Consider the following 19,338-nt stretch of genomic DNA (forward strand, 5'->3'; position numbering starts at 1 on the left):
GACGTCCGGCATGGAAAAACCGAAAGTGGGCATCGTCATTCTGAACTGGAACGGGTTCAACGATTCGAGACGGTGTGTTGAATCCTTTCGCGGACTGCGCTATCCCAATCATGAACTGGTAATCGCGGACAACGGCTCAACCGACGGTTCCTGCGAAGCCCTCAGGCAAGAATTTCCCGGGCTGACTCTTGTTGAAACCGGCAGGAATCTGGGCTATACAGGGGGGAATAACGTCGGAATCAAGCGGGCTCTGGCAGACGGGTCGGGTTATGTGCTCATAGTGAATAACGACACCGAGTCAATAAATCCTGATTTTGTTGGAGAACTCGTCCGTGAAATGGAGTCGCAACCGGGCCTGGGAGTAATCGGTCCGAAAGTATTGAATCCAGGAAATGTCGTACAGCACACGATACTTCTTGCTCCGACTTTGTCCAACTCTATAAGGGAGTCTGTTCTCTACAAAACCGGGAGAAAAGAGCCCGAGGACTATGACAGGGCTCAGGCTGTGAACGCCGTATCCGGGGTCTGTTGGATGATTAGGAGGGAAGTTTTCGAGAAAGTCGGCCTGCTCGATGAGGACTACCTTTCATACGTTGAGGAGCAGGATTACTGCTATCGCGCACAGAAGGCGGGTTGGAAAATCATGTATTATCCTGTCGAAAGCGTGGTTCACTACAAAGAAGCTGATGATAAGAACAAAGAGAGAGGATATAGACAATATGTCTATGCCAGGAGAAATCTCGTCCTTTTCTTGCGCAAGCATTCTGGTTTGAGGAAGGCATTTTTTCTGGCCGTTCTTTTTCTTTCCAGCAACAGTCTAAAGGTTGTCTACAGCAGCCTCAAGCGAGGGAGGAACGATTTCTACAGCCGTCGGCTGCTGCTCGATTTAGTGTCTCAGTTCAAGACAGTGTTGGCAAAAGAGGGGACTTGTGGAAGAAAAACATAGGGCAGATCGCACAGAGTGTCTGGATTGGACCTTTGAAGCCGGTGCCAGAAAGGCAGTGTCAAAATTCTATGCTATTGCCGGGAGCAGCAGGGAGTGTTATGAGGAACTCATTTTTTCTGAGTGCAGTGGCAAAAACGTACTTGAGTATGGTTGTGGCGCCGGTTCATATGCGTTTCCGCTGGCAAACCGTGGTGCTTCGGTAGTGGGCATTGACATATCAAAAGAAGCTATTGAAATTGCAAGTTCCAGAGCCAAAGAGGAGGGACTTGACAAAGTAGTCTTTGCGGTGATGGATGCAGAGGCAACCCAGTTTGAAGATAACAGTTTTGACATGGTCTGCGGTACGGCCATTCTGCACCATCTCCGGGTTGATCGAGCTCTGAATGAGATCGTAAGGGTGTTGAAGCCGGAGGGCAAGGCTGTGTTCATAGAGCCCATGGGGCACAATCCAGTCATAAACCTCTTCAGAAAGTTGACGCCTCAGTTTAGGATGAAGAATGAACACCCTCTCACGGGCAGGGACCTGCGGTCGATTGAGCAGTTCTTTCACGAAGCTGATTTCAACTTCTTTCACTTGTTCTCATTGATAGCTGTCCCATTTCGGAATGCTTCCTGGTTCTCTTCGTTTCTGAGAATTCTTGACAACCTTGATAAGACGTTGTTTGAACGTGTACCATTGTTCAGGCGCGGCGCTTGGCAGGTGGTGATCACTCTCCATGGGCCGAAAAAGCGTGGATAGGATGGAACTGACTTTCCCCCCTAAAACTGGGTCAGTTGTAATTAGAGTTGGGATGGTGTAGAGAGGGGCCAAGGGGGGAGGACCGCATACTCATTCCACCTATTTCACCTTCCTGATTGAGAGAGGACTTGTGGGACTCTTGCTCTTCGTTGGATTCCTCTTTCAAATAGCTCGCGTGCTCAGAAGAGGAATCAAACTGCGGTGGAGGCAATGGGACAAATCCTGGCTGATATACGATGTTGCATTTCTGGCAGGCTTACTGGGCCTTTTGATCGGGCAGTTCTTGTATGACCTGAACTCGGAAACATTCTGGTTTTTTCTGGGTCTGGCTCTTACCTCAATGAACCTGCGTGAGGACGACAAGAGAAATGTTGCCGAAGGAGCATATCGTGGTCTGCAGTGAGAGCGGAAGATGTCAACTCTGAGTCCTTCTGTAAGGCACTCAGCAGGACTCCGAAAGAAGTCTTATCTTCATAGAGAAGATTTAGCGTTGAGCCTGCTTGACGGTGGTGATTGCCTGCTCGATGTTGGCTGTGGGTGCGGATCACTTGCGCTCAGGGCGGGCGAAAGGTTCAAGAGGGTGTATGGGATAGATATTTCTTCATCCCGGATTGACGAGGCCGGAAAAAGCGCTGATGCGCGCCCGGGAGGAGTGGCCGGCCTGCAGTTTTCCGTGCACGACGTGAATAAGAAAACAAGTTTTCCGGAAAGAATGTTCGATAATGTGGTTTGCATTGCCGTACTCCAGTATGTTGACAATCCTTACTCTGTTGTGGGCGAGATCAACAGAGTATTGAAACCCGGAGGGATATTCATTGTTCAGGTTCCAAATGCGGCTTATGTAAAGTATAGAATCCGTCTCGCCATGGGTAAGTTGCCGGTGACTTCGCCCTTCCCTGAGGTCGAGTGGAAAGAAGCCGGGTGGGATGGTGGAAACCTGCACTACTTCACGAAAAGTACTATGTGCAACATGCTTGCGGACTGCGGGTTTACAGTTCTGAAAGTTACCGGCAGCGGCCTGTTCGCCGGATGGCGTAACTGGTGGCCGTCGCTGCTCACGGGAGACCTGGTGGTGAAGGCACGGAAACATTGAACGGTCATATCATCATGACAGGGTTGTTTGGAGATGCTTAAGATCCTGCAAGTAGTTGCTTATTACGTTCCAGCGTGGGGATACGGAGGTCCGCCCAAAGTTATGTATGGGATGGCGAAAGCCCTGGCAAAAAGAGAACATGAAGTGACGGTCTATACTACCGACGCACATGACGGGACACGTCGTGTCGAGACTAGATTGAGGAATCTGGATTCGATAAAAGTGGTCTACCACAGAAATCTCAGCAACAGTCTGGCATGGAAGAAGAAAAAGTTCATTCCTATGGGCTTTCCATTATCGCTCATGAAGAATATTGAGAACTTTGACTTGGTCCATATTGCCGATACCAGGACGATCCCGAATTTCGTGGCTGGATATTTCGCCCGGAAGACGGCCGTTCCATACGTAATCTCTCCCTTTGGAGGTTTGCTTGGGGGCTACGGAACGAAGCTGAAGATGTTTGCCAAGAAAAAAGTTGATGAGTACTTCACCCGACCGTTGTTTCTTGGAGCTGATAAGGTCCTCGCACAAACTCAACACGAGGAGTCAGTGGCTGTGGAATTCGGAATCAAAAGAGAGAAGGTAGAGCAGCTTCCCCTTGGGATTGATTTGGACGAATTCGCAGACATTGAGTCCAGGAGGAACGAGTTTCGTGAAAGGTTCGGAGTTTCTCCCGAGGAGAAGATTGTTCTTTTCTTGGGCAGAATCCACGAGTACAAGGGACTGCAGCTTCTTGTGAGAGCTTTCGCAACAGTTTCACGCTCAGTAAAAAACGCAAGATTGGTAATTGCAGGAAGAGATGACGGCTACCTGACCGCTATTGAAGATCTGGTGAGAGACCTCGGGCTTGCGAGCAAAACCGTTGTTACCGGGGCGCTCTATGGCGACGAGAGAATAGCCGCGTACGTCGATGCCGATGTTTTTGCAATTACACCCTACCACTACGAAGAGACATCTTTGGCCGCGTTGGAAGCGTGTGCGTGCGGAACGCCGGTGGTTGTCACGGATCAATGCTCTTTCCCTTGGCTGAAAGAATACGAAGGCGGGTATGTTATCAACTACGATGTTCAGGAACTTGCGGATTGTCTGACCAAGGTCTTGAGTGACCAGGAACTGAGGAACCGGATGGGTTCGAACGCCAGGAGAATGATTGAGCAAAAATTTGATTGGACAAGAATCGCTGCCCGTTTGGAGGAAATCTATCTGGAAGTGTTGGGTGAGAACAGAGTGAAATGATATGGACATGAAAAACGCCTACAATAGGAAGAATGTCCTGATCACCGGGGGCCTCGGGTTCATAGGAAGCAATCTGGCAATAGAGCTCGTTAAGCTTGGAGCAAGAGTCACGGTGGTTGATGTTCTGTGGCCTGAGCACGGCGGAAATTTTTTCAACATCGAGCCGGTCAAGAACGACCTTCAGGTAAATGTAAGCGATGTGCGCGACCGGCAAGGGATGGAGCTCCTGGTAAAGGGCAAGGACCACATCTTTCATCTCGCCGGCCAGTGCAGTCATGTCCTGGGACAGTCCGACCCGTATCCCGACATCGAAATAAACATCAAAGGAACAACGAGTCTCATGGAAGCCTGCAAGTCGTTCAAGAGGGATGCACAGATCGTGTACACGAGCACTCGCGGTGTTTACGGAAGCTGCAAAACCCTCCCTGTCAATGAAGAAACGCGGCCGAACCCAAAGGGTCTGTACGAAATATCTAACCTCGCAGCCGAACACATCAATCTCTTCTATGCCAACACGTGCGGGATGCATGTCGTCAACCTGAGACTGTCAAACATCTACGGCGAGCGGTCTCAGATGAAACACAGCAAGTTTGGCGTGGTGAACTGGTTTGTCAGAAAGGCGCTGGACAGCGACAAGATTACCCTTTATGGAGACGGCGAGATACTGAGGGATTTTCTGTACGTGGAAGATTGTGTTGAAGCGATTCTGCTGGCAGGAGCTGATGAACGTAGTTTTGGAAACGTGTTCAATGTGGGCAGCGGCACGCCGCACAGCTTCAAGGAGCTGGCGGCCGAGATAGTGGAAGGCTCCGGGAGCGGGTCGATCGAGTTCGCGGCTTTTCCCGAGGACAGGCTGAAACAGGAACCCGGCGATTTTTATCCGGACATCTCAAAGGCACGGAACATTCTGGGCTGGCAGCCAAAAACCGGGCTGAAAGAGGGACTCAGGAGGACGATTGAGTACTACAAGCAGCACAAGAAATACTACTGGTGAAATGATGGTGCCCTTTCTTGACCTTGCGAGACAATACGACGCTATCAAAGAAGAAATAGACCAATCCATAAAGCGAGTGCTCGACAGCGGCTGGTTTGTTCTGGGCGAAGAGGTCCTGGGCCTCGAACGCGAGTTTGCAGAATACTGCGGGGCGAAGTATGCAGTTGGAGTCGGGTCCGGAACAGAAGCCCTGCATCTGGCGCTGCTTGCCTGCGGAGTGGAGTTTGACGATGAGGTGATCACAGTCGCTAATACGGCTGTTCCGACGATCAGCGCCATATCGTTTGCGAACGCGGCCCCGGTTCTTGTGGACGTGAGAGCGGATACGCTCCTCATGGATGCCTCCTTGATTGAAGAAAAGATTACCGACAGGACGAAAGTAATTCTGCCCGTTCATCTCTACGGGCAGTCAGCGGACATGGATGCGATATTGAGAATTGCAGGCAAGCACGGTCTCAAGGTGATTGAGGATGCATGCCAGGCGCATGGAAGTTTGTATCGTGACAGGAAAGCAGGGACGATGGGAAACCTGGGCTGTTTCAGTTTCTATCCCAGCAAGAATCTTGGATGCTATGGCGACGGCGGAATGGTCGTTACGGATAGCGAGGAATACTGCGAGCGGCTGAAACTTCTCCGCAACTACGGCCAGAAGACAAGATATTTTCACGAGATCAAGGGGTTCAACAGTCGTCTTGATGAGCTCCAGGCCGCAATCCTGAGAGTTAAATTGAGAAAACTGGATGGGTGGAACGAGAGAAGGCGTGTGGTCGCGAAAACTTATCACGAGGGGCTCTCGGAGAACACAGATTGTGTCTTGCCAGTAGAACAGCCGGAGACAAGGGGAAACCATCACCTTTACGTGATAAGGCATCCGGAAAGAGACCGGCTCCAGGAGTGGCTCAAGAAGAACGGAGTTGCGACTCTGGTGCACTATCCTGTTCCCGTTCACTTACAGGAAGCGTATAGAGACCTCGGCCTGAGAGAAGGGGACCTTCCGGTAACAGAAGCTGCAGCGAAAAGAATAGTTTCTCTCCCGATATTCCCTGAGATTCTTGATTCGGAAGTTGAGGAAGTCGTCAAGCGTGTCAATGATTTCTAGCAGCGGTTTCCAGGACTCGGACAAGAAACTTAAAGTCATCATTCTGCACAACATAATAAATCCTCATGTAAATCCGCTTTTCGAAGCCATATCAAACCTTCCGGACATAAGCTTGAAAGTATATTTCCTGAGCGAGTCAGCAAAGGATAGAAAATGGTCGGTTGAAACGAAACTGCCGTTTCAATACGAGATTCTGTCAAACACGGTTCTGAACCTGCACGACAGGGAAAGAGGCTTGTTTCCTTTTGTCATAAACCCATCAATAGGGCTGAAGCTTTTCAAAGAAAGATACGATGTCCTGGTTTGCTCGGGATGGGAATCTCCTTCTGCGTACATGGCGTTACTTGTGTGCAAGCTGAGAAAGAAGCGGTTTGTGCTCTGGTCCGGGACAACGGTGAATGAAAAGAGCTCTCGGTGGAAATTTACGACCCCGTTTAAGAAGCTGCTGGCCGCGAAATCCGACGCGTGCATCAGCTACGGAACGCTGTCGAGGGAATTCCTGGTGTCTCTCGGCGCCGAGAAAAGAAAAACATTCATCTCTTATAACACCGTTGATGTGGAATATTTCCGGGACAGGGCGAATTCCGCCCGGAATGAAAGACGGAAGATTCTCGACAAACTCGGCGTAAGCGGAGACAGCAGCATAATCCTGTATGTCGGCCAGCTGATACAACGCAAGGGTATAGACCATCTGTTGAAGGCCTATGGAAGACTTAGACGTGAAGATACGAGCGCCAGTCTGTTCATAGTCGGCTACGGCCCGGAGGAGAGGGCGCTGAAGGAAATGTGCATCAGGGACAACATACCGGATGTTCACTTCAAGAGTTTCATTGACCTGCCGGATTTGCCTGAAATCTATGCAGTCTCCGCAGTCTTCGTTCTTCCGTCCAAGATTGAGGTCTGGGGTCTGGTCTTGAACGAGGCGATGGCCTGCGGGCTTCCGATCATAACCACGAACACGGTAGGAGCCTCAAGAGACCTGGTCGAGGAAGGCGTGAACGGGTTTGTCGTCTGTGCCGGAGATGAGGAAGCGCTTTACTTAGGGATGAAGACGCTGGTTTCCGACCGGCCGCTCAGAGAACGGATGGGACGGGAATCGCTCAGGATCATAAGCGGGTTTACATACAAGAACGTAGTCCGCGGTTTCCAGGATGCTTTTGAATTCGTTAACCGGAGCAAGAGCAGCATGTCATCGGCGGGCCCGTAGCCGCACCCAATCAGACCGCTATCTATTCCACAGCCGCATTCGCACTGCACACATTCTTGTTAAGCGCAGAGTGAAGACCTGGGCCCGGTTCTTGAGCGCAGCGCAACCATGAACTTGAGAGTTCGCGTGATGTGCCGTTTCCTGGAACGCAGACTGAAGGCCCACTTGGAGGTGCCGTGCTCGCGCTTCCCGAAACTGACATCGAAAGTCTGGACCTTGAAGCCGTTGGACTTGGCCAGCCAGAAGAAGTAGAGGTCGAGGGAAAGGTCTGTTGGCGGGAACACGGCAAGACCAAGCAGGTCGCGGTGGAACGCCTTGGGTTGGGCATTTATGTCAGGAAGACGTTTTCCGAGAATAATCGCGGCCGCGGTCTCCATCCCGAAAGTGAAAAGCCTGTCTCCGGCAGGCCTTCCACGACGCCGGCCTTTCACAAACGTACGGCGGGGATTCTTTGCCGACTCCAGGATATCGAAAGCTGTCAACACATCTTTCGGCGGCGTCTGCCCGTCCGCGTGAGTCCAGGCCAGGTACTCTCCGCGCGCCGCGCGGAGGCCGGTCAGGATGCCGTGACCGTAACCGACGTTGGGGGCCGGGACTGTTGCGACAACGATGTACGGCTTTCCCTTTATCTCACGGTCGAGTGCAGAGGCGCTGTCATCCGTGCTGCCGTTATTCACGAGCACAAGCTCCCAATTGTCACCCGGCCGGTACAGCTCAGCAAACCGCGAAATGAGCGAAGGCAGGTTCAAAGCCTCATTGTAACAAGGAACGACGATGGACTTGCGGACGGTCATAGAGAGAGACTCTCCCGCGGCCTGACCTTACGGAATACAACAAACTTCATGCCCAGATAGTTCGAGATTGTGGATGCGCCGGTGGCGAACAGCCACGCCAATGGCTTCGTGGCTCCCAGCGCAAGCAGCACGGAATTCGTTAGAGTGTTCAGGCCCAGGGTGAGCAAGTAAAGCACGGCGAATGGTATCACTTGGGAGGAAGCCTTTCTTTCTCCCGCACGGAAAACCACCTTGCGATTAAGCACGAAAGCCAGCGAAGCACCGGCCGCAAAGCTCGTGGCCTTGGAGACCGGGATTGGGATTACCGGAACCAGATAGACCAGAGCAAAGTAGACCAGGAAATCCGTCGCCACTGCCATACATCCGACGATGACGAAGCGAACCATCTCGCCTACCTGCGCGTTGACCCGTTTTTCACCGTTCTGGTTCATACCCTACCTGGCCGCAAGAGGTCGTCCGCCACGAAAAACCTCATTCCAGTACTGAAACGTCAGCAACTCCTCGGGCGTACCCCACGGGATATATTTCTCGACGGGGAAAGACTTCACTCTCATACCGCGTTCTACCATTCGGCGCGCTATCGTGTCTATGTAGAATTCGCCGTTGATCCGGTCGTTCTCGGCGATCATTGCGTCCACTTCCCGGAGAAACGTGTGCCCGTCCCTGAAAAGGAATGTGCCTGTGATAACTTGTTGTTCCCCGGCGGGCACTCCCGGAACGAGTTTCTTGACGGATACAGTCTTTATTCTGCCTTGCTCCGCCGCAAACCAACCGTACATTTGCGGACGCCAGATCGCCGGAAGATGACCGTGAGCGCTCACAACGACGAGGTCCCAATCCTGGGTGCTCTCCATGTGGAGCCACTCGTCAACATTGTAAAGATACCCGGTGTCGCAGGGGGCGAACAGCACAGGAGCATCGAGATCTATGATTGGGGAACTTCCGTCCGTACCGAGCACACCGATCCTTGCCGTACACGCCTGGCCCTCGGTCACGTGCCTGAGCGGCTCGATTCGTGCCGCGGGCCGCAGCATGGAAATGACATGCCGAAACCGGTCATCCAGTGCGTGCTCCTCCAAAGCGACCAGCACCCTGCTCAGAGGTATTGGCAGGCAGGCGATAGCTTGAGCAATCATCGGACTCCCTGCCACATCTATGAGAGGTTTCGGGTCATGGTAACCTTGCTCAGTGAACCGCGTTCCGCGCCCCCCCATTGGAATCACTTGACTCGCCAGAGAACGCGCCCCGGCCACCCTTTCCAAGAATGGATCCAGAGCGCGCATAGCCAACGCCCACGATTCGTAGTCGCGAAGGTCCTCGGGAGTGCCCCATTGATAGAAATGCGACAGAGGATAAACCCCGACCTTGGCGCCCTTCTCAATGAGATGTTCCATCACCGTGCTCACGTAGAATTCATTCTGCACCCGCTTCCCGCTTTCGATGAGCTCATAACTCAGACGCTTGAGGTCGCACCCACGCCTGAAATAGTATAACCCGCTGGAAGCAAACTCTTCGAACCGGTTTGGAGTAAAGTGGTGCTTCTCCCTGATCTCAAGGACTCGTTCCCCGTCGTTCCGCATGTATGCATAAAGGGTAGGGCCCAAAGAGTGAGGGTGAAAACCTTTGTACGCCGTCATCGCGCCATCGAACCTGCCTTGCCTCAACCAGCTCACGAAATTCTCAAACGACCAGTCAACTCCAAAGTCGCAGTAATTCAGGAGAATGTCCTCATCGTCCGGCAAATGCCTTGCACAAGATAGCACTGTCCTGACCGGACCATCCTTGTGGGGCTCAACGAGGACAGTGGCTGCCCCTGGCCGCAATTTACGGAGGACCTCAGGCAACTCAGTTTCATCCGCATGGCGCCGGTTTATTGCGAAAAGAAATTTGGACTCCTGAGGGAAGCAGGAGAGGACTCTTTCGATCATCGGGACGCCATCCACTGGTATGAGCGGCTTGGGTTGTGTATAGCCCGCCCGCAGGTAGCGGTCGCCAAATCCTGCCATGGGAATAAAGATCAGCATTGATCCTGCTATGGTGTCTGGAGACGAATACGATACTGCTCGGATGGCATCGAAACAACTTTGTCGGGCTCGTCGTCGGGCAGATAGCAAGCACATTCGCCCAGCGCTTCCTCGAGCCAGTCATGAGCCGCGAGGATCTCGCACGTATCATCGAGCTGTTCAAGGTTTCGAGCCACAGCTGCTCGTTGTCCCTGTGCGTCCACAAGTACTAATGAACGCCCGAGACCGGAAAGCGCATTCTCTGCAAGAGACCGCAAGTCATGAATGACGTCAATCTGTACTTTGCTCGCATAGACCGCCGCATCCGGAAATAGATAGCGCACAGAACCGCTCTCTTTGCGAGACGGAAGGCGTCGAGTCTTTCCGCCCTGCAGATCCATGACATCGGCTCCCAAATAATGGGCAACACGTTTCTCGAAATGAGGCAGATTCTGAAAGCGATCGCAAATGCGCCGGTCGATCTGTTCAGTCAGAAGCACGGCACGAGCAGCGTCCGGCGCAATGACCACCAAGCCGTGTGAGCGAAGCAAGAAGACTTGTTCGTCGAAGCTCTTCCGGAGATCCCGCAGAGCAAGTGCAATTCCTCTGCCCGGGCGCAGATAGGGTACAGTTTCCACGAGTCCACCCAACCCGCCGTCCCGCGACGAGCACGCGAGCAGCAGAACGCCCAGGGAATGTGTGTGCGCAACTACCCGGCCCGGCAGAGTATGAAAATAGGTTTCCAGCGATGGCCGCGGCACGAGTGAGAAAAGTTCCGCATCCGCCTGCGGGTCACCATCCACTGCTCGAAGCGCAGTCTCCAGGCAAACCCGGGCAAAGCCTCCTTCACCAGCCACGTCCTTGAGGCGCTTTCCACTGGCCTTGACCCAGAGCTCCCCGTCCTCCGTTTTGACCGAGACATTGCCTCCCGGACCCTGGACCCACCACGGCTTCCCCAGCCGTTCTCCCATTATCCTTAGCTCTTCAAGCGCATTGTTCATGGCAGGAGTTCCACTATTGCTTTCTGAAGGCTTTCCTGCGAGTTCACATGGAGAAACGGAATCCCAAGAGTATGTGCTGCGGCGCCGTCCTTGGCCGGACTGTCGCCCATGATCATGCAGTCTTCGGCCTGTACTCCCAGGCGTTCCATGGCGAGCAAGAACACCTCCGCGGCCGGCTTGTCCTCAGGAACTTCCTCACTTGCCGCCAGAACATCGATAAGAGCGAGGAGACCGAAGGACTCAAGCTTCCAGAGCTGAACTTCAAGAGTAAGGTCGGTAACAATTGCCGTCTTGCCCCCCCGGGCGTGCCAGGCCAGGATCAGTTCTCGCGCGCCTGTTCGGAGACTGGCTTTTCCGATGAACTCCTCCCAGAAGGTACGTTCCCAGCTCCGTACCCGGGGCAGAAGGTCAGAACGTCCGGATCTGTGCACGAGTTCGCTCAGATAGAGCAGCCGTGAGTGTGCGCTTGCGCGCGCACCGAGTCGCTCCTTCACCGCCATGCGTGATTCTTCCCAGAGACAATTCACTTCAGGCTGTCCCAGGTTGAGTTCGACCTCGACCAGCCGGAGTAATTTCGCGCGCGCCTGTTCCTCAGGGAACCTATACTCATAAAGCGTATCGTCAAGATCGAGCAGCAAAGCTCGCGGGCGCTTAGCTCCGGCCTGGTTCATGAAAATTCTGTGCCTGAGTCGGTTGAAAAAAAGCGGTCACCGCGCAGGCGCGTGCTTATCGCATGAACAACGATGAGCTGCGCCAGTCCGCGACCACCCGGCAGCCATCCTCCCTCCTGCACCAGCTCATCGAGATTCGGAATCAGCGCGCTGGCCATAGTCCTCAGCTGTTCCGCATCCACATCACCATCGATGGTGATGCGGTCGCGGTTAAGTGTTTCCGCCGGATTCCAATCCATAGATAGCGAAGGAATCTCCTCAAGCACGTCGATGAGCAGATGCGGCTCAATCAGGCTTGAGAGCTCGAGTTCCATGTACACAGACGTATCCGTCGGCGAGGTCTGCAGCTTGTGGCGAACAACCAAATCAGCATAGCCCATTTGCGGCCGCACGAATTGCCTGGCATCCTCCATCCGCTCGTCCATCTGCCGGCTGGCTTCTTCAACCGTATAACCGCGTTGGTTCGTGTCGCGGGCCAGCTTCCACGCCCGGCGGAGATCCTCGTCGGGATCCATGAATACCCTAAGGTGGAAAAGGGGTCGCTGGGATGCAAGATAGAAAAGATGCAATCCAATTACTGCCATGAAGTCATTAGCCTGGATGCGTTCAACAGGAGTGAAGCGCCCCTTGTCGTGGTCATAACGACGCTTGCGCACCTCTCCCCCCCGGCGCAGAGCCATCAGACCTTCAAGCTGTGCCTGAAGTCGATTCCCCCGCGGATTGAGATGGCTGTACCGCCGCCACATCGCGTGGCCTCGCTCCCATTTGTGGTCATCGTCGCCCTCGATGAGAGAAATCTGGGATCCGAAAAGTTGGGTCAGGTCCCGGCCCAGGGTGTGCTTTCCCGCGCCGCTGTCGCCTGCGATGCCGATCATGAAACTTTCGTCGCGGAAGCGATATATTGAGTTAGACCGTACGCCACGCCGGTACATCACGTAGACAGCAAGACTCGTTGTGGAAAAGAGGAGTGTCCACGCTATGCTGGAAGCACGCGTGCCGAACAGTGCAGGCGCCGCTTGTTGCAGCGCAGCAGCCGCCGAGCTGCCAAACCCCTTGCCCATAGTCGGATCCAGACTTTCCAGGAATACGAGTGGGTCGCCGATAAAGAAGTAGACAAGATAGGCAGACGAGATTGCAAAGACGACGAAGCGTCCGCTGCGGGTGAAACGGGCACCCAGATAGGCAATGAATGGAATGGACCAGACGAACCAGCCCGGTTGAGGCGGTACCAGACTCACGAGAGCCAGGTACAGTGCTCCAAGAAACCAGAGTGTGAGCTCGCGGTTGATCTTACGGTAGCTCGCAAACCTGAGGAACGTCACCATCAAAACAGCAGGCGCCGCATAGAGAAGCAGTCCGCTCTGCCCATAAGGCACTGCTACCGCCCAAATTTTCTTCGCCTCCGGACTGCCCAGAACCATCTCGCGGAAGGCGGGCAGTGTAAGCGGATATGCATAGAGCGCAAGAGCCATGAGCCCGCTGACAAGACTGAACCTGAACCAGGCAAGGCGCCGCCTTGGCAGCCGGAAGAGATAAACTGCCGCAAAGGGAACTGCGATGATTATGTGCCCCTTTGCCGCGAGGGCAAGACCAAAAACGAGCGCGCCTAGAGTAATGCGTTTTGTGAAAATCAAGTAAAGCGCAGCACAAAGCAGGGCCGTTGGAATCAGGTCAAGTTGGCCGTGAATATATGTTGCGTAAAAAATCACAGGGCTGAGCCAGTAAACGATCAGAACCTCGCGCACACTCCGTTGGGTCCAGCGCACCAGGAGCAGGCAAACAACAATGTCGGCGGCGAGGAGCGGGAGTCTCAGGAGAAGCAATCCGATGTGAGATGCCGGGTCGAATGAGAAAATCAACGCCGGCAGCCAGGAGATTGCACCTACGAGGAGCATTCCTGGCCCGTACGGGAACGCCAGAGGCTCTCCGCGTCCGAGAAAGATCTGCCATGGGTTTGAAAAGTGAGTGTGTACGAACTCGTAGAAAAACGGAGCGAACCATCGGGTTGCAAAGTGGGAGCCAAACAAGATTGCCGCACACAATTTGGCTGCAAGCCCGGCCCAGAACAACTTGCTCCCCGCGACCAGGCGCAGCTCATTGCGTAGCTCCCGGCGGTCGAGGTCTATTGCCGCCCGCGGTTCTTCGCCCGAACCTTGAGTGACCGGTGAGCCGGCTGACTTTTCGGAGGTTCTCTTGTCTGGACCGGCAACCACTTTTTCTGTGATTTCACTCATGGTTTGCTCCAGAGGTCTGGTCTCTTCGTGCAAGCTGCGTCAAATCGCCGCCCAGCCAATGTTGCCCTAAACTGACCAATGCTTTCTGACCCATGTCCCTGCAGCTCAGGGCTCACCACACAAATTTGGAAACGCTCGGCAATTCGCTGCCAGTCCTTCTCATCCCCGGGGTAGGCCGTAAAGCAGTCAGCCCATACCCAGCGTGCCTTTCCAGCCCAGCCAAGAACCCATTCGCATGGTTCGTACTCTGAATACCGCACGGCAATCCGGCTCTCGCCCGAACGGAGGAGCTTCACCGCCGCCGGCACGGAACAATCCAGAAAGAAAAAGTCTTCGATGTTGTACCGCTTCGCCAAATCAAGTACACGCGCCTCAATACCCTCGCACTTGACGTTGAAAATGCAGGGTCGCCCGCCGATGTGCGGAAAATATTCCTCTATGTCCGGACCGCTTGTAAACGGCTCGTGAGTTATGATGACGCGATCACCGTCAGAGCGCAAGTCGAACTCAATTCCGAGCGAATGCGGAATCTGTCGCAATTCTTCGATTGTGTTGACCCTGTGACGGTAAAGCTTCGACACTTGTCCCCCTCGCCCGCCTAATTGCGTCTCAGCAGGACCAGCTGGTAGACTGCACTATCGTCACCCAGCCGGCCGGCTTCTTTCCAGCTTCCACCCAAACGTTCAACTGCTTTCACCGCCTCAGACGGTCTGCCAATGATCGCCGAGATGCGCTCCCGCTCATAGTCAGGGATCTCCCTGAAACCTCGCCCGCCGGCGTAGGTAGGCGAAAAGGTTTCTGCAGCTCTCCGCTTCACCGCATAGTACGCAGGGTAGTCAGTATACACCCACTCGTCCTGCCCGATACAGTTCGCCACAAAACGCTCCACCGGAGCAGGATCGCTGGCTTTCCACTGTGAGGCGACAAGAACCGTGCGGTAGGGTAAACCTACGGCGATTGCGATGCCGATCAGAACTACGGACGGGAACTTTGTCCAGCGAGAGCTGCCGCTCCGGCCTAGCTCTAGCCCGGCGGCAGAACACAACGCGATGGGTGCAAAGCCCATCCAAGCATATATGGCACCGTACTTGCCCACAAAACCCATGATGACCGGAAGCACGATCGCGATGGCGAGGCCGAAGAAGGCCATCGAACGAAATCGAAACTCCCGGGCAATGACATCCCGGGCCATCAAGTAAGCCAGCAACAACATGAGTATCAGCAAGCTCGAGTCAAAAGTATAGAGGTTCGAAAGCGAATGGACAAAGGTCCTCAAGTCCTCGAGGAAACGGTTGTTGTGCAGGACGACCGTCTGAGCGACGCGGCCGGTCATCATGTGCCCTGACAAGAATGTTGCTTCGAGAAATCGCCTGCCGTAGCCGATGACGGCGTAGCTGCCAAGGAGCGCAACCAAGCCAACCGCCATACCAACGCCCAGCCATATCATTGAAAACCGAATCTCCCGGTTGACCAGGAAAAAGAGTGCCACGCAAAATAGCCCGGCATACGCAATAAGCTGAATTCCTGCCAGAGAGCTCAAGAAGCCCAAGGAAAATAGAAGGCCAAGCCGCCAGCGCGCGTGTCGAACCGAGAATGCGTAGAGGCTGAGGGCAGAAAGAAGATACTTGACACCTTCAGGCCTGCCGTTGTGCAGGCAATCGCTGATGCCGCTGCCACTCAGGAGCAACGCAACCAGAACAACCCGGCCGGTCCCAGAGTGAAGGATGCGAAGCCGCCAAGCCGCAAGGTAAAGCACAAGAGCTCCGGCGGCCTGAAAAAGGGAGTAGAAGACTCGCGCGGAGAGAAGACCGAACCCGAAGAGGCGAAACCATCCGGCGAGCAGAAATTCATGGAGTGGTGTGTTGCTCGCCCAAATCTCAGTCCTGGCCTGCGTGAACCAGGCAGTAGAGTGAAACCCTCGGCCCAGTGCCAGGTTGGCAGCAGGATCGGTGTACATCACCTCATCGACCCACGGGATGCACCATCGGGTCGCAAGAACCAAACTGACAATGACGTAAACCCCCACGAACAAGGCGACCACGAGCACTTCTCGCCGGGAAGGCCCGGCATTAGTGCAGAGTGCATCCGGAAGTGTAATGCGAGAGTCGTTCTTCATGTGGGTTGTGACCTGAACAAAGTTTCCATCACAGAGGATTTCATAGGCACCGAAGACCCCAGGGGCCGCCGCTCACTATCCGGTCTGACCCGTGGTCAGCATTCGAGAGGATATTCTTCCACCCATGTCCAGCAACGATGTCAGATTAATATCAAATTGCGGCAATAACCTCAACAAGTATCTTCCGAAAAGCAGAATATACGACATTAGTCCCGGGGTCTATCTTGAGGCTGGATTTTTCTTTTGTTTTACTTCTTGCCTCGATTTCGGCATACTTGGGACGGATTTAACATATCGGGCTCGTTGAGTTCCAGGCGCTTCCGCCGAACACATCTCAAGCTGCCGGAGAGATACGCAAGCTGGGGGGGTTCGCCTCATGAAAATTCTTGTGACTGGAGGAGCTGGGTACATAGGAAGCGTGGTCGTTGAAAGGCTTCTTGTGCGGGGAGATTCGGTCATTGTTCTTGACGACCTTTCGACCGGGCACGCGGAAGCCCTCTCGAACGGTGTGCGCTTTGTAAAAGGAAGGGTCGGAAACTCCTCCGTTCTCAGTAAACTTCTTGCTGAGGACCCTTGCGACTGTGTACTTCATTTTGCCGCCTCAACTGAGGTGGGAGAATCGATGAAGAAGCCAGGCACGTATTACAGGAGAAACGTTTCTGAGAGCATGGTTCTTCTTGAAGCAATGGTCGAACATGACACACGGAGGATTGTTTTCTCTTCTTCTGCGGCCGTCTATGGTGAGCCGGAGAAAACTCCCATCACGGAAGAGTCGCCGACAAATCCTACCAATCCATACGGCGAAACCAAGCTGGTTTTTGAACGTGCACTTGAGTGGCACAGAAGAATCCACGGAGTTTCATCCGTGAGCCTTCGCTACTTCAATGCAGCAGGGGCGACCGGGGAAAGGGGAGAGGATCACTCTCCCGAGACTCATCTTATTCCGAACGTTCTCAAGGTCCCGCTTGGACAGAGGAAAGAGGTCTCCATTTTCGGTGACGACTACCCTACGAGGGACGGAAGCTGCCTGAGAGATTATGTCCACGTTGAGGATCTTGCCGAAGCACATATCCAGGCGATTGATGCCATGGCGGAGGGAAGGAGCGGGATTTTCAATCTGGGCAGTGAACGAGGTAACACGGTGCTGGAAGTGGTCAGGGCATGTGAAGAAGTGACCGGGAAAAGAATCCCGTTCAAGATTGTTGGAAGAAGACCCGGTGACCCGGCGACGCTTGTGGCATCTTCAGCGAAGGCAAAGAAAGAGCTCGGATGGGATCCCCGAAAACAGAATATTCTTGAGATCGTCGCAGATGCGTGGAAATGGATGAAAGAGCATCCCAGGGGCTACGCGTCTTCCAGGGGCTGATATCTACGGCTCAAGCGGGCGCCGATGAGGAGGCCATGTAGCAGCCAGGCTCGAAGGTAGGCCCCATGTCCAATGAATGGGCAGGACCGCTTAAAGAGATAGACGAATTCAAATGGGAAATCCCCAGGACCTACAAGCGCGGAATGAGGGTTCCGGGGATCATCTATGCCGACAAACGGCTTCTCAAGATCCTCACAAGTGACTCCACTCCCGAACAGGTTGCCAACGTCGCACACCTTCCTGGAATCGTAAGAGCAGCACTCGCAATGCCGGATGCACACTGGGGTTTTGGCATGCCGATAGGAGGTGTCGCGGCATTCAGGCCCGAAGATGGCGTTATCTCGGCGGGGGCGGTTGGGTACGACATCAATTGCGGAGTGCGGCTTGTAAGGAGCAATCTTACCAAGGAAGAAGTCCTTCCTGTTCTCACTCCACTCGTTGAAAGGCTCTTTGCCCGTGTGCCTTGCGGGCTCGGCTCTGAGGGAAACATAAGACTCTCCTCAAAGGATACCGACCGGGTGCTTGTCGAGGGGGCAAGTTGGGCATTGGAGCACGGATTTGGGTGGCCTGAGGACATCTCTCTTACGGAACAAAGCGGCACGCTCGATGGCGCAGACCCATCCAGAGTCGGCTCTGAGGCCAAGGACAGAGGAAGAGAGCAGCTCGGGACACTGGGGTCGGGAAATCATTTTCTTGAAGTCCAGTACGTTGAAGAAATCTACGACGATGAGGCAGCGCAGGCGTTCGGTCTGTGGAGGGACCAGGTGACCATTATGATTCACTGCGGGTCGAGAGGGCTCGGCCATCAGGTCTGTGACGATTACATCAGGATCGCATCCAGAACCATGCACGGATATGGGATTGAGCTTCCGGACAAACAGCTTGCATGTGTGCCGATCTCATCCGAAGAGGGAAAGGCATATCTCGGGGCAATGGCTGCTGCAGCCAACTTTGCGTGGGCTAACAGGCAGTGCATACTTCATCTGACGAGGCAGGCCATGGAGGAGATTTTCAGACGAAGCGCTGAGGATCTGGACCTGAGAATGATCTACGACCTCGCGCACAACATCGCGCGTCTTGAGGAGCATGAAGTCGAAGGCAAGAAAACGAAACTGTGGGTGTTGCGGAAAGGGGCCACGAGAGCATACCCTCCCGGCCGGCCCGACATTCCGGAACCGTATTCCCATGTCGGACAGCCGGTTCTCATCCCGGGAGACATGGGCAGATGTTCATATGTGCTTGTTGGCACGGAAAAGGCGATGAAGGAGACATTCGGCTCAACGTGTCACGGAGCTGGAAGACTCATGAGCCGGACCCAAGCGGTGAAAACTACCAGAGGAAGGAGAATCCGGGAGGAGCTCGAAGCCAAGGGGATCATTGTCAGGTACGACGGCAAACAGACTCTTCATGAGGAAGTGTCCGAAGCATACAAGGACGTAAACCAGGTGGTGGACGTAGTTGAAGGGGCAGGGATTGCCAAACGTGTAGCGAAACTCAGACCGATGGGTGTGATCAAGGGTTAGGCGAAGAGCAACGGGCAGGCGAGTACTGGAAGCGCAGCCGAGCCCGTGCCAAGAAACCGATTCTGATCGAGCTCAGGAAGAAGTGAGACTTGCGTTGACAGGAAGGCAGGGCTCTGCTACTTTTCCTTTCCCAGTCCTACTGGAGCTTCTGAAAGAAGACCTCACCTACATAACCTATTGAAATCTCATAAAATAACCGGACAACTGATTATGGGTGAAGGTCTCCTGTTGCCGTGACTGTTCTGACCAATTAGGATGTAACTAGTGTGCCGTCCCAGAAATGACTTTACGAAATGCAGGGCGTTTCGTAAGGCAC

At 54.0% G+C, this 19,338-nt stretch carries 18 protein-coding genes; 10 read left to right on the plus strand and 8 right to left on the minus strand.

What is annotated here, in order from left to right; genetic code table 11:
* Positions 1 to 10: 10 nt before the first annotated feature.
* The 8 genes from QME66_06440 (at position 11) to QME66_06475 (ending at position 7,314) form a co-directional block, all read left to right on the plus strand.
* Complete coding sequence (locus QME66_06440) at positions 11 to 946, plus strand: glycosyltransferase family 2 protein (protein ID MDI6808601.1); 936 nt, start codon at positions 11 to 13, stop codon at positions 944 to 946.
* On the plus strand, positions 930 to 1,685 hold the full coding sequence (locus tag QME66_06445) for a class I SAM-dependent methyltransferase (GenBank protein MDI6808602.1): 756 nt from the start codon (positions 930 to 932) through the stop codon (positions 1,683 to 1,685). The genes QME66_06440 and QME66_06445 overlap by 17 nt, the downstream gene beginning before the upstream one ends.
* A gap of 130 nt (positions 1,686 to 1,815) precedes the next feature.
* A complete protein-coding gene (locus QME66_06450; GenBank protein ID MDI6808603.1) occupies positions 1,816 to 2,088 on the plus strand; it encodes a hypothetical protein in 273 nt (90 codons plus the stop codon).
* An 87-nt stretch (positions 2,089 to 2,175) separates the two neighbouring features.
* A complete protein-coding gene (locus tag QME66_06455) occupies positions 2,176 to 2,778 on the plus strand; it encodes a class I SAM-dependent methyltransferase (protein ID MDI6808604.1) in 603 nt (200 codons plus the stop codon).
* Positions 2,779 to 2,811: 33 nt separating this feature from the next.
* The gene (locus QME66_06460; GenBank protein ID MDI6808605.1) at positions 2,812 to 4,014 is read left to right on the plus strand and encodes a glycosyltransferase; all 1,203 of its coding nucleotides are present in this window, start codon (positions 2,812 to 2,814) and stop codon (positions 4,012 to 4,014) included.
* Between the two features lie 7 nt (positions 4,015 to 4,021).
* A complete protein-coding gene (locus tag QME66_06465; protein ID MDI6808606.1) occupies positions 4,022 to 5,008 on the plus strand; it encodes a GDP-mannose 4,6-dehydratase in 987 nt (328 codons plus the stop codon).
* Between the two features lie 4 nt (positions 5,009 to 5,012).
* Positions 5,013 to 6,107: a DegT/DnrJ/EryC1/StrS family aminotransferase gene (locus QME66_06470; protein MDI6808607.1), complete on the plus strand. Its 1,095-nt coding sequence runs from the start codon at positions 5,013 to 5,015 to the stop codon at positions 6,105 to 6,107.
* Positions 6,097 to 7,314 (plus strand): glycosyltransferase family 4 protein, encoded by a 1,218-nt coding sequence (locus tag QME66_06475; GenBank protein ID MDI6808608.1) that lies wholly within the window; start codon positions 6,097 to 6,099, stop codon positions 7,312 to 7,314. Before QME66_06470 ends, QME66_06475 begins: the two co-directional genes overlap by 11 nt.
* Positions 7,315 to 7,373: 59 nt before the next feature.
* Here QME66_06475 and QME66_06480 read toward each other — a convergent pair whose 3' ends face one another.
* The 8 genes from QME66_06480 to QME66_06515 are packed head-to-tail and all read right to left on the minus strand — an operon-like array spanning position 7,374 to position 16,133.
* Positions 7,374 to 8,108, minus strand: a complete 735-nt coding sequence (locus tag QME66_06480; protein MDI6808609.1) for a glycosyltransferase family 2 protein — start codon at positions 8,106 to 8,108, stop codon at positions 7,374 to 7,376.
* Positions 8,105 to 8,539, minus strand: a complete 435-nt coding sequence (locus tag QME66_06485; protein ID MDI6808610.1) for a GtrA family protein — start codon at positions 8,537 to 8,539, stop codon at positions 8,105 to 8,107. The genes QME66_06480 and QME66_06485 overlap by 4 nt, the downstream gene beginning before the upstream one ends.
* A 3-nt stretch (positions 8,540 to 8,542) precedes the next feature.
* Complete coding sequence (locus QME66_06490; GenBank protein ID MDI6808611.1) at positions 8,543 to 10,132, minus strand: NTP transferase domain-containing protein; 1,590 nt, start codon at positions 10,130 to 10,132, stop codon at positions 8,543 to 8,545.
* A gap of 8 nt (positions 10,133 to 10,140) precedes the next feature.
* Positions 10,141 to 11,112 (minus strand): class II aldolase/adducin family protein, encoded by a 972-nt coding sequence (locus tag QME66_06495; protein MDI6808612.1) that lies wholly within the window; start codon positions 11,110 to 11,112, stop codon positions 10,141 to 10,143.
* On the minus strand, positions 11,109 to 11,783 hold the full coding sequence (locus QME66_06500; protein ID MDI6808613.1) for an HAD-IA family hydrolase: 675 nt from the start codon (positions 11,781 to 11,783) through the stop codon (positions 11,109 to 11,111). Before QME66_06500 ends, QME66_06495 begins: the two co-directional genes overlap by 4 nt.
* Complete coding sequence (locus tag QME66_06505) at positions 11,780 to 14,017, minus strand: hypothetical protein (GenBank protein MDI6808614.1); 2,238 nt, start codon at positions 14,015 to 14,017, stop codon at positions 11,780 to 11,782. Before QME66_06505 ends, QME66_06500 begins: the two co-directional genes overlap by 4 nt.
* The gene (locus tag QME66_06510; protein ID MDI6808615.1) at positions 14,014 to 14,598 is read right to left on the minus strand and encodes a hypothetical protein; all 585 of its coding nucleotides are present in this window, start codon (positions 14,596 to 14,598) and stop codon (positions 14,014 to 14,016) included. Before QME66_06510 ends, QME66_06505 begins: the two co-directional genes overlap by 4 nt.
* 17 nt (positions 14,599 to 14,615) lie before the next feature.
* Positions 14,616 to 16,133 carry a hypothetical protein gene (locus QME66_06515; protein ID MDI6808616.1) on the minus strand — a complete coding sequence of 506 codons (1,518 nt, stop codon included), beginning with the start codon at positions 16,131 to 16,133 and terminating at the stop codon, positions 14,616 to 14,618.
* Between the two features lie 376 nt (positions 16,134 to 16,509).
* Here QME66_06515 and galE point away from each other — a divergent pair, with 376 nt between their 5' ends.
* Both galE and QME66_06525 read left to right on the plus strand, forming a co-directional pair.
* Positions 16,510 to 17,499, plus strand: coding sequence for a UDP-glucose 4-epimerase GalE (gene galE / locus QME66_06520; GenBank protein MDI6808617.1), 990 nt, complete (start codon positions 16,510 to 16,512; stop codon positions 17,497 to 17,499).
* A 65-nt stretch (positions 17,500 to 17,564) separates the two neighbouring features.
* A complete protein-coding gene (locus tag QME66_06525; protein MDI6808618.1) occupies positions 17,565 to 19,022 on the plus strand; it encodes an RtcB family protein in 1,458 nt (485 codons plus the stop codon).
* Positions 19,023 to 19,338: the final 316 nt, after the last annotated feature.

Source organism: Candidatus Eisenbacteria bacterium, from assembly GCA_030017955.1.
GTDB lineage: Bacteria > Eisenbacteria > RBG-16-71-46 > JASEGR01 > JASEGR01 > JASEGR01.

Coding starts and splice junctions, on each gene's coding strand:
- QME66_06440 (MDI6808601.1), top strand. CDS start 11: ATGGAAAAACCGAAAGTGGGCATCGTCATTCTGAACTGGAACGGGTTC.
- QME66_06460 (MDI6808605.1), top strand. CDS start 2,812: ATGCTTAAGATCCTGCAAGTAGTTGCTTATTACGTTCCAGCGTGGGGA.
- QME66_06465 (MDI6808606.1), top strand. CDS start 4,022: ATGAAAAACGCCTACAATAGGAAGAATGTCCTGATCACCGGGGGCCTC.
- QME66_06470 (MDI6808607.1), top strand. CDS start 5,013: ATGGTGCCCTTTCTTGACCTTGCGAGACAATACGACGCTATCAAAGAA.
- QME66_06475 (MDI6808608.1), top strand. CDS start 6,097: ATGATTTCTAGCAGCGGTTTCCAGGACTCGGACAAGAAACTTAAAGTC.
- QME66_06480 (MDI6808609.1), bottom strand. CDS start 8,108: ATGACCGTCCGCAAGTCCATCGTCGTTCCTTGTTACAATGAGGCTTTG.
- QME66_06485 (MDI6808610.1), bottom strand. CDS start 8,539: ATGAACCAGAACGGTGAAAAACGGGTCAACGCGCAGGTAGGCGAGATG.
- QME66_06490 (MDI6808611.1), bottom strand. CDS start 10,132: ATGCTGATCTTTATTCCCATGGCAGGATTTGGCGACCGCTACCTGCGG.
- QME66_06495 (MDI6808612.1), bottom strand. CDS start 11,112: ATGAACAATGCGCTTGAAGAGCTAAGGATAATGGGAGAACGGCTGGGG.
- QME66_06500 (MDI6808613.1), bottom strand. CDS start 11,783: ATGAACCAGGCCGGAGCTAAGCGCCCGCGAGCTTTGCTGCTCGATCTT.
- QME66_06505 (MDI6808614.1), bottom strand. CDS start 14,017: ATGAGTGAAATCACAGAAAAAGTGGTTGCCGGTCCAGACAAGAGAACC.
- QME66_06515 (MDI6808616.1), bottom strand. CDS start 16,133: ATGAAGAACGACTCTCGCATTACACTTCCGGATGCACTCTGCACTAAT.
- galE (MDI6808617.1), top strand. CDS start 16,510: ATGAAAATTCTTGTGACTGGAGGAGCTGGGTACATAGGAAGCGTGGTC.
- QME66_06525 (MDI6808618.1), top strand. CDS start 17,565: ATGTCCAATGAATGGGCAGGACCGCTTAAAGAGATAGACGAATTCAAA.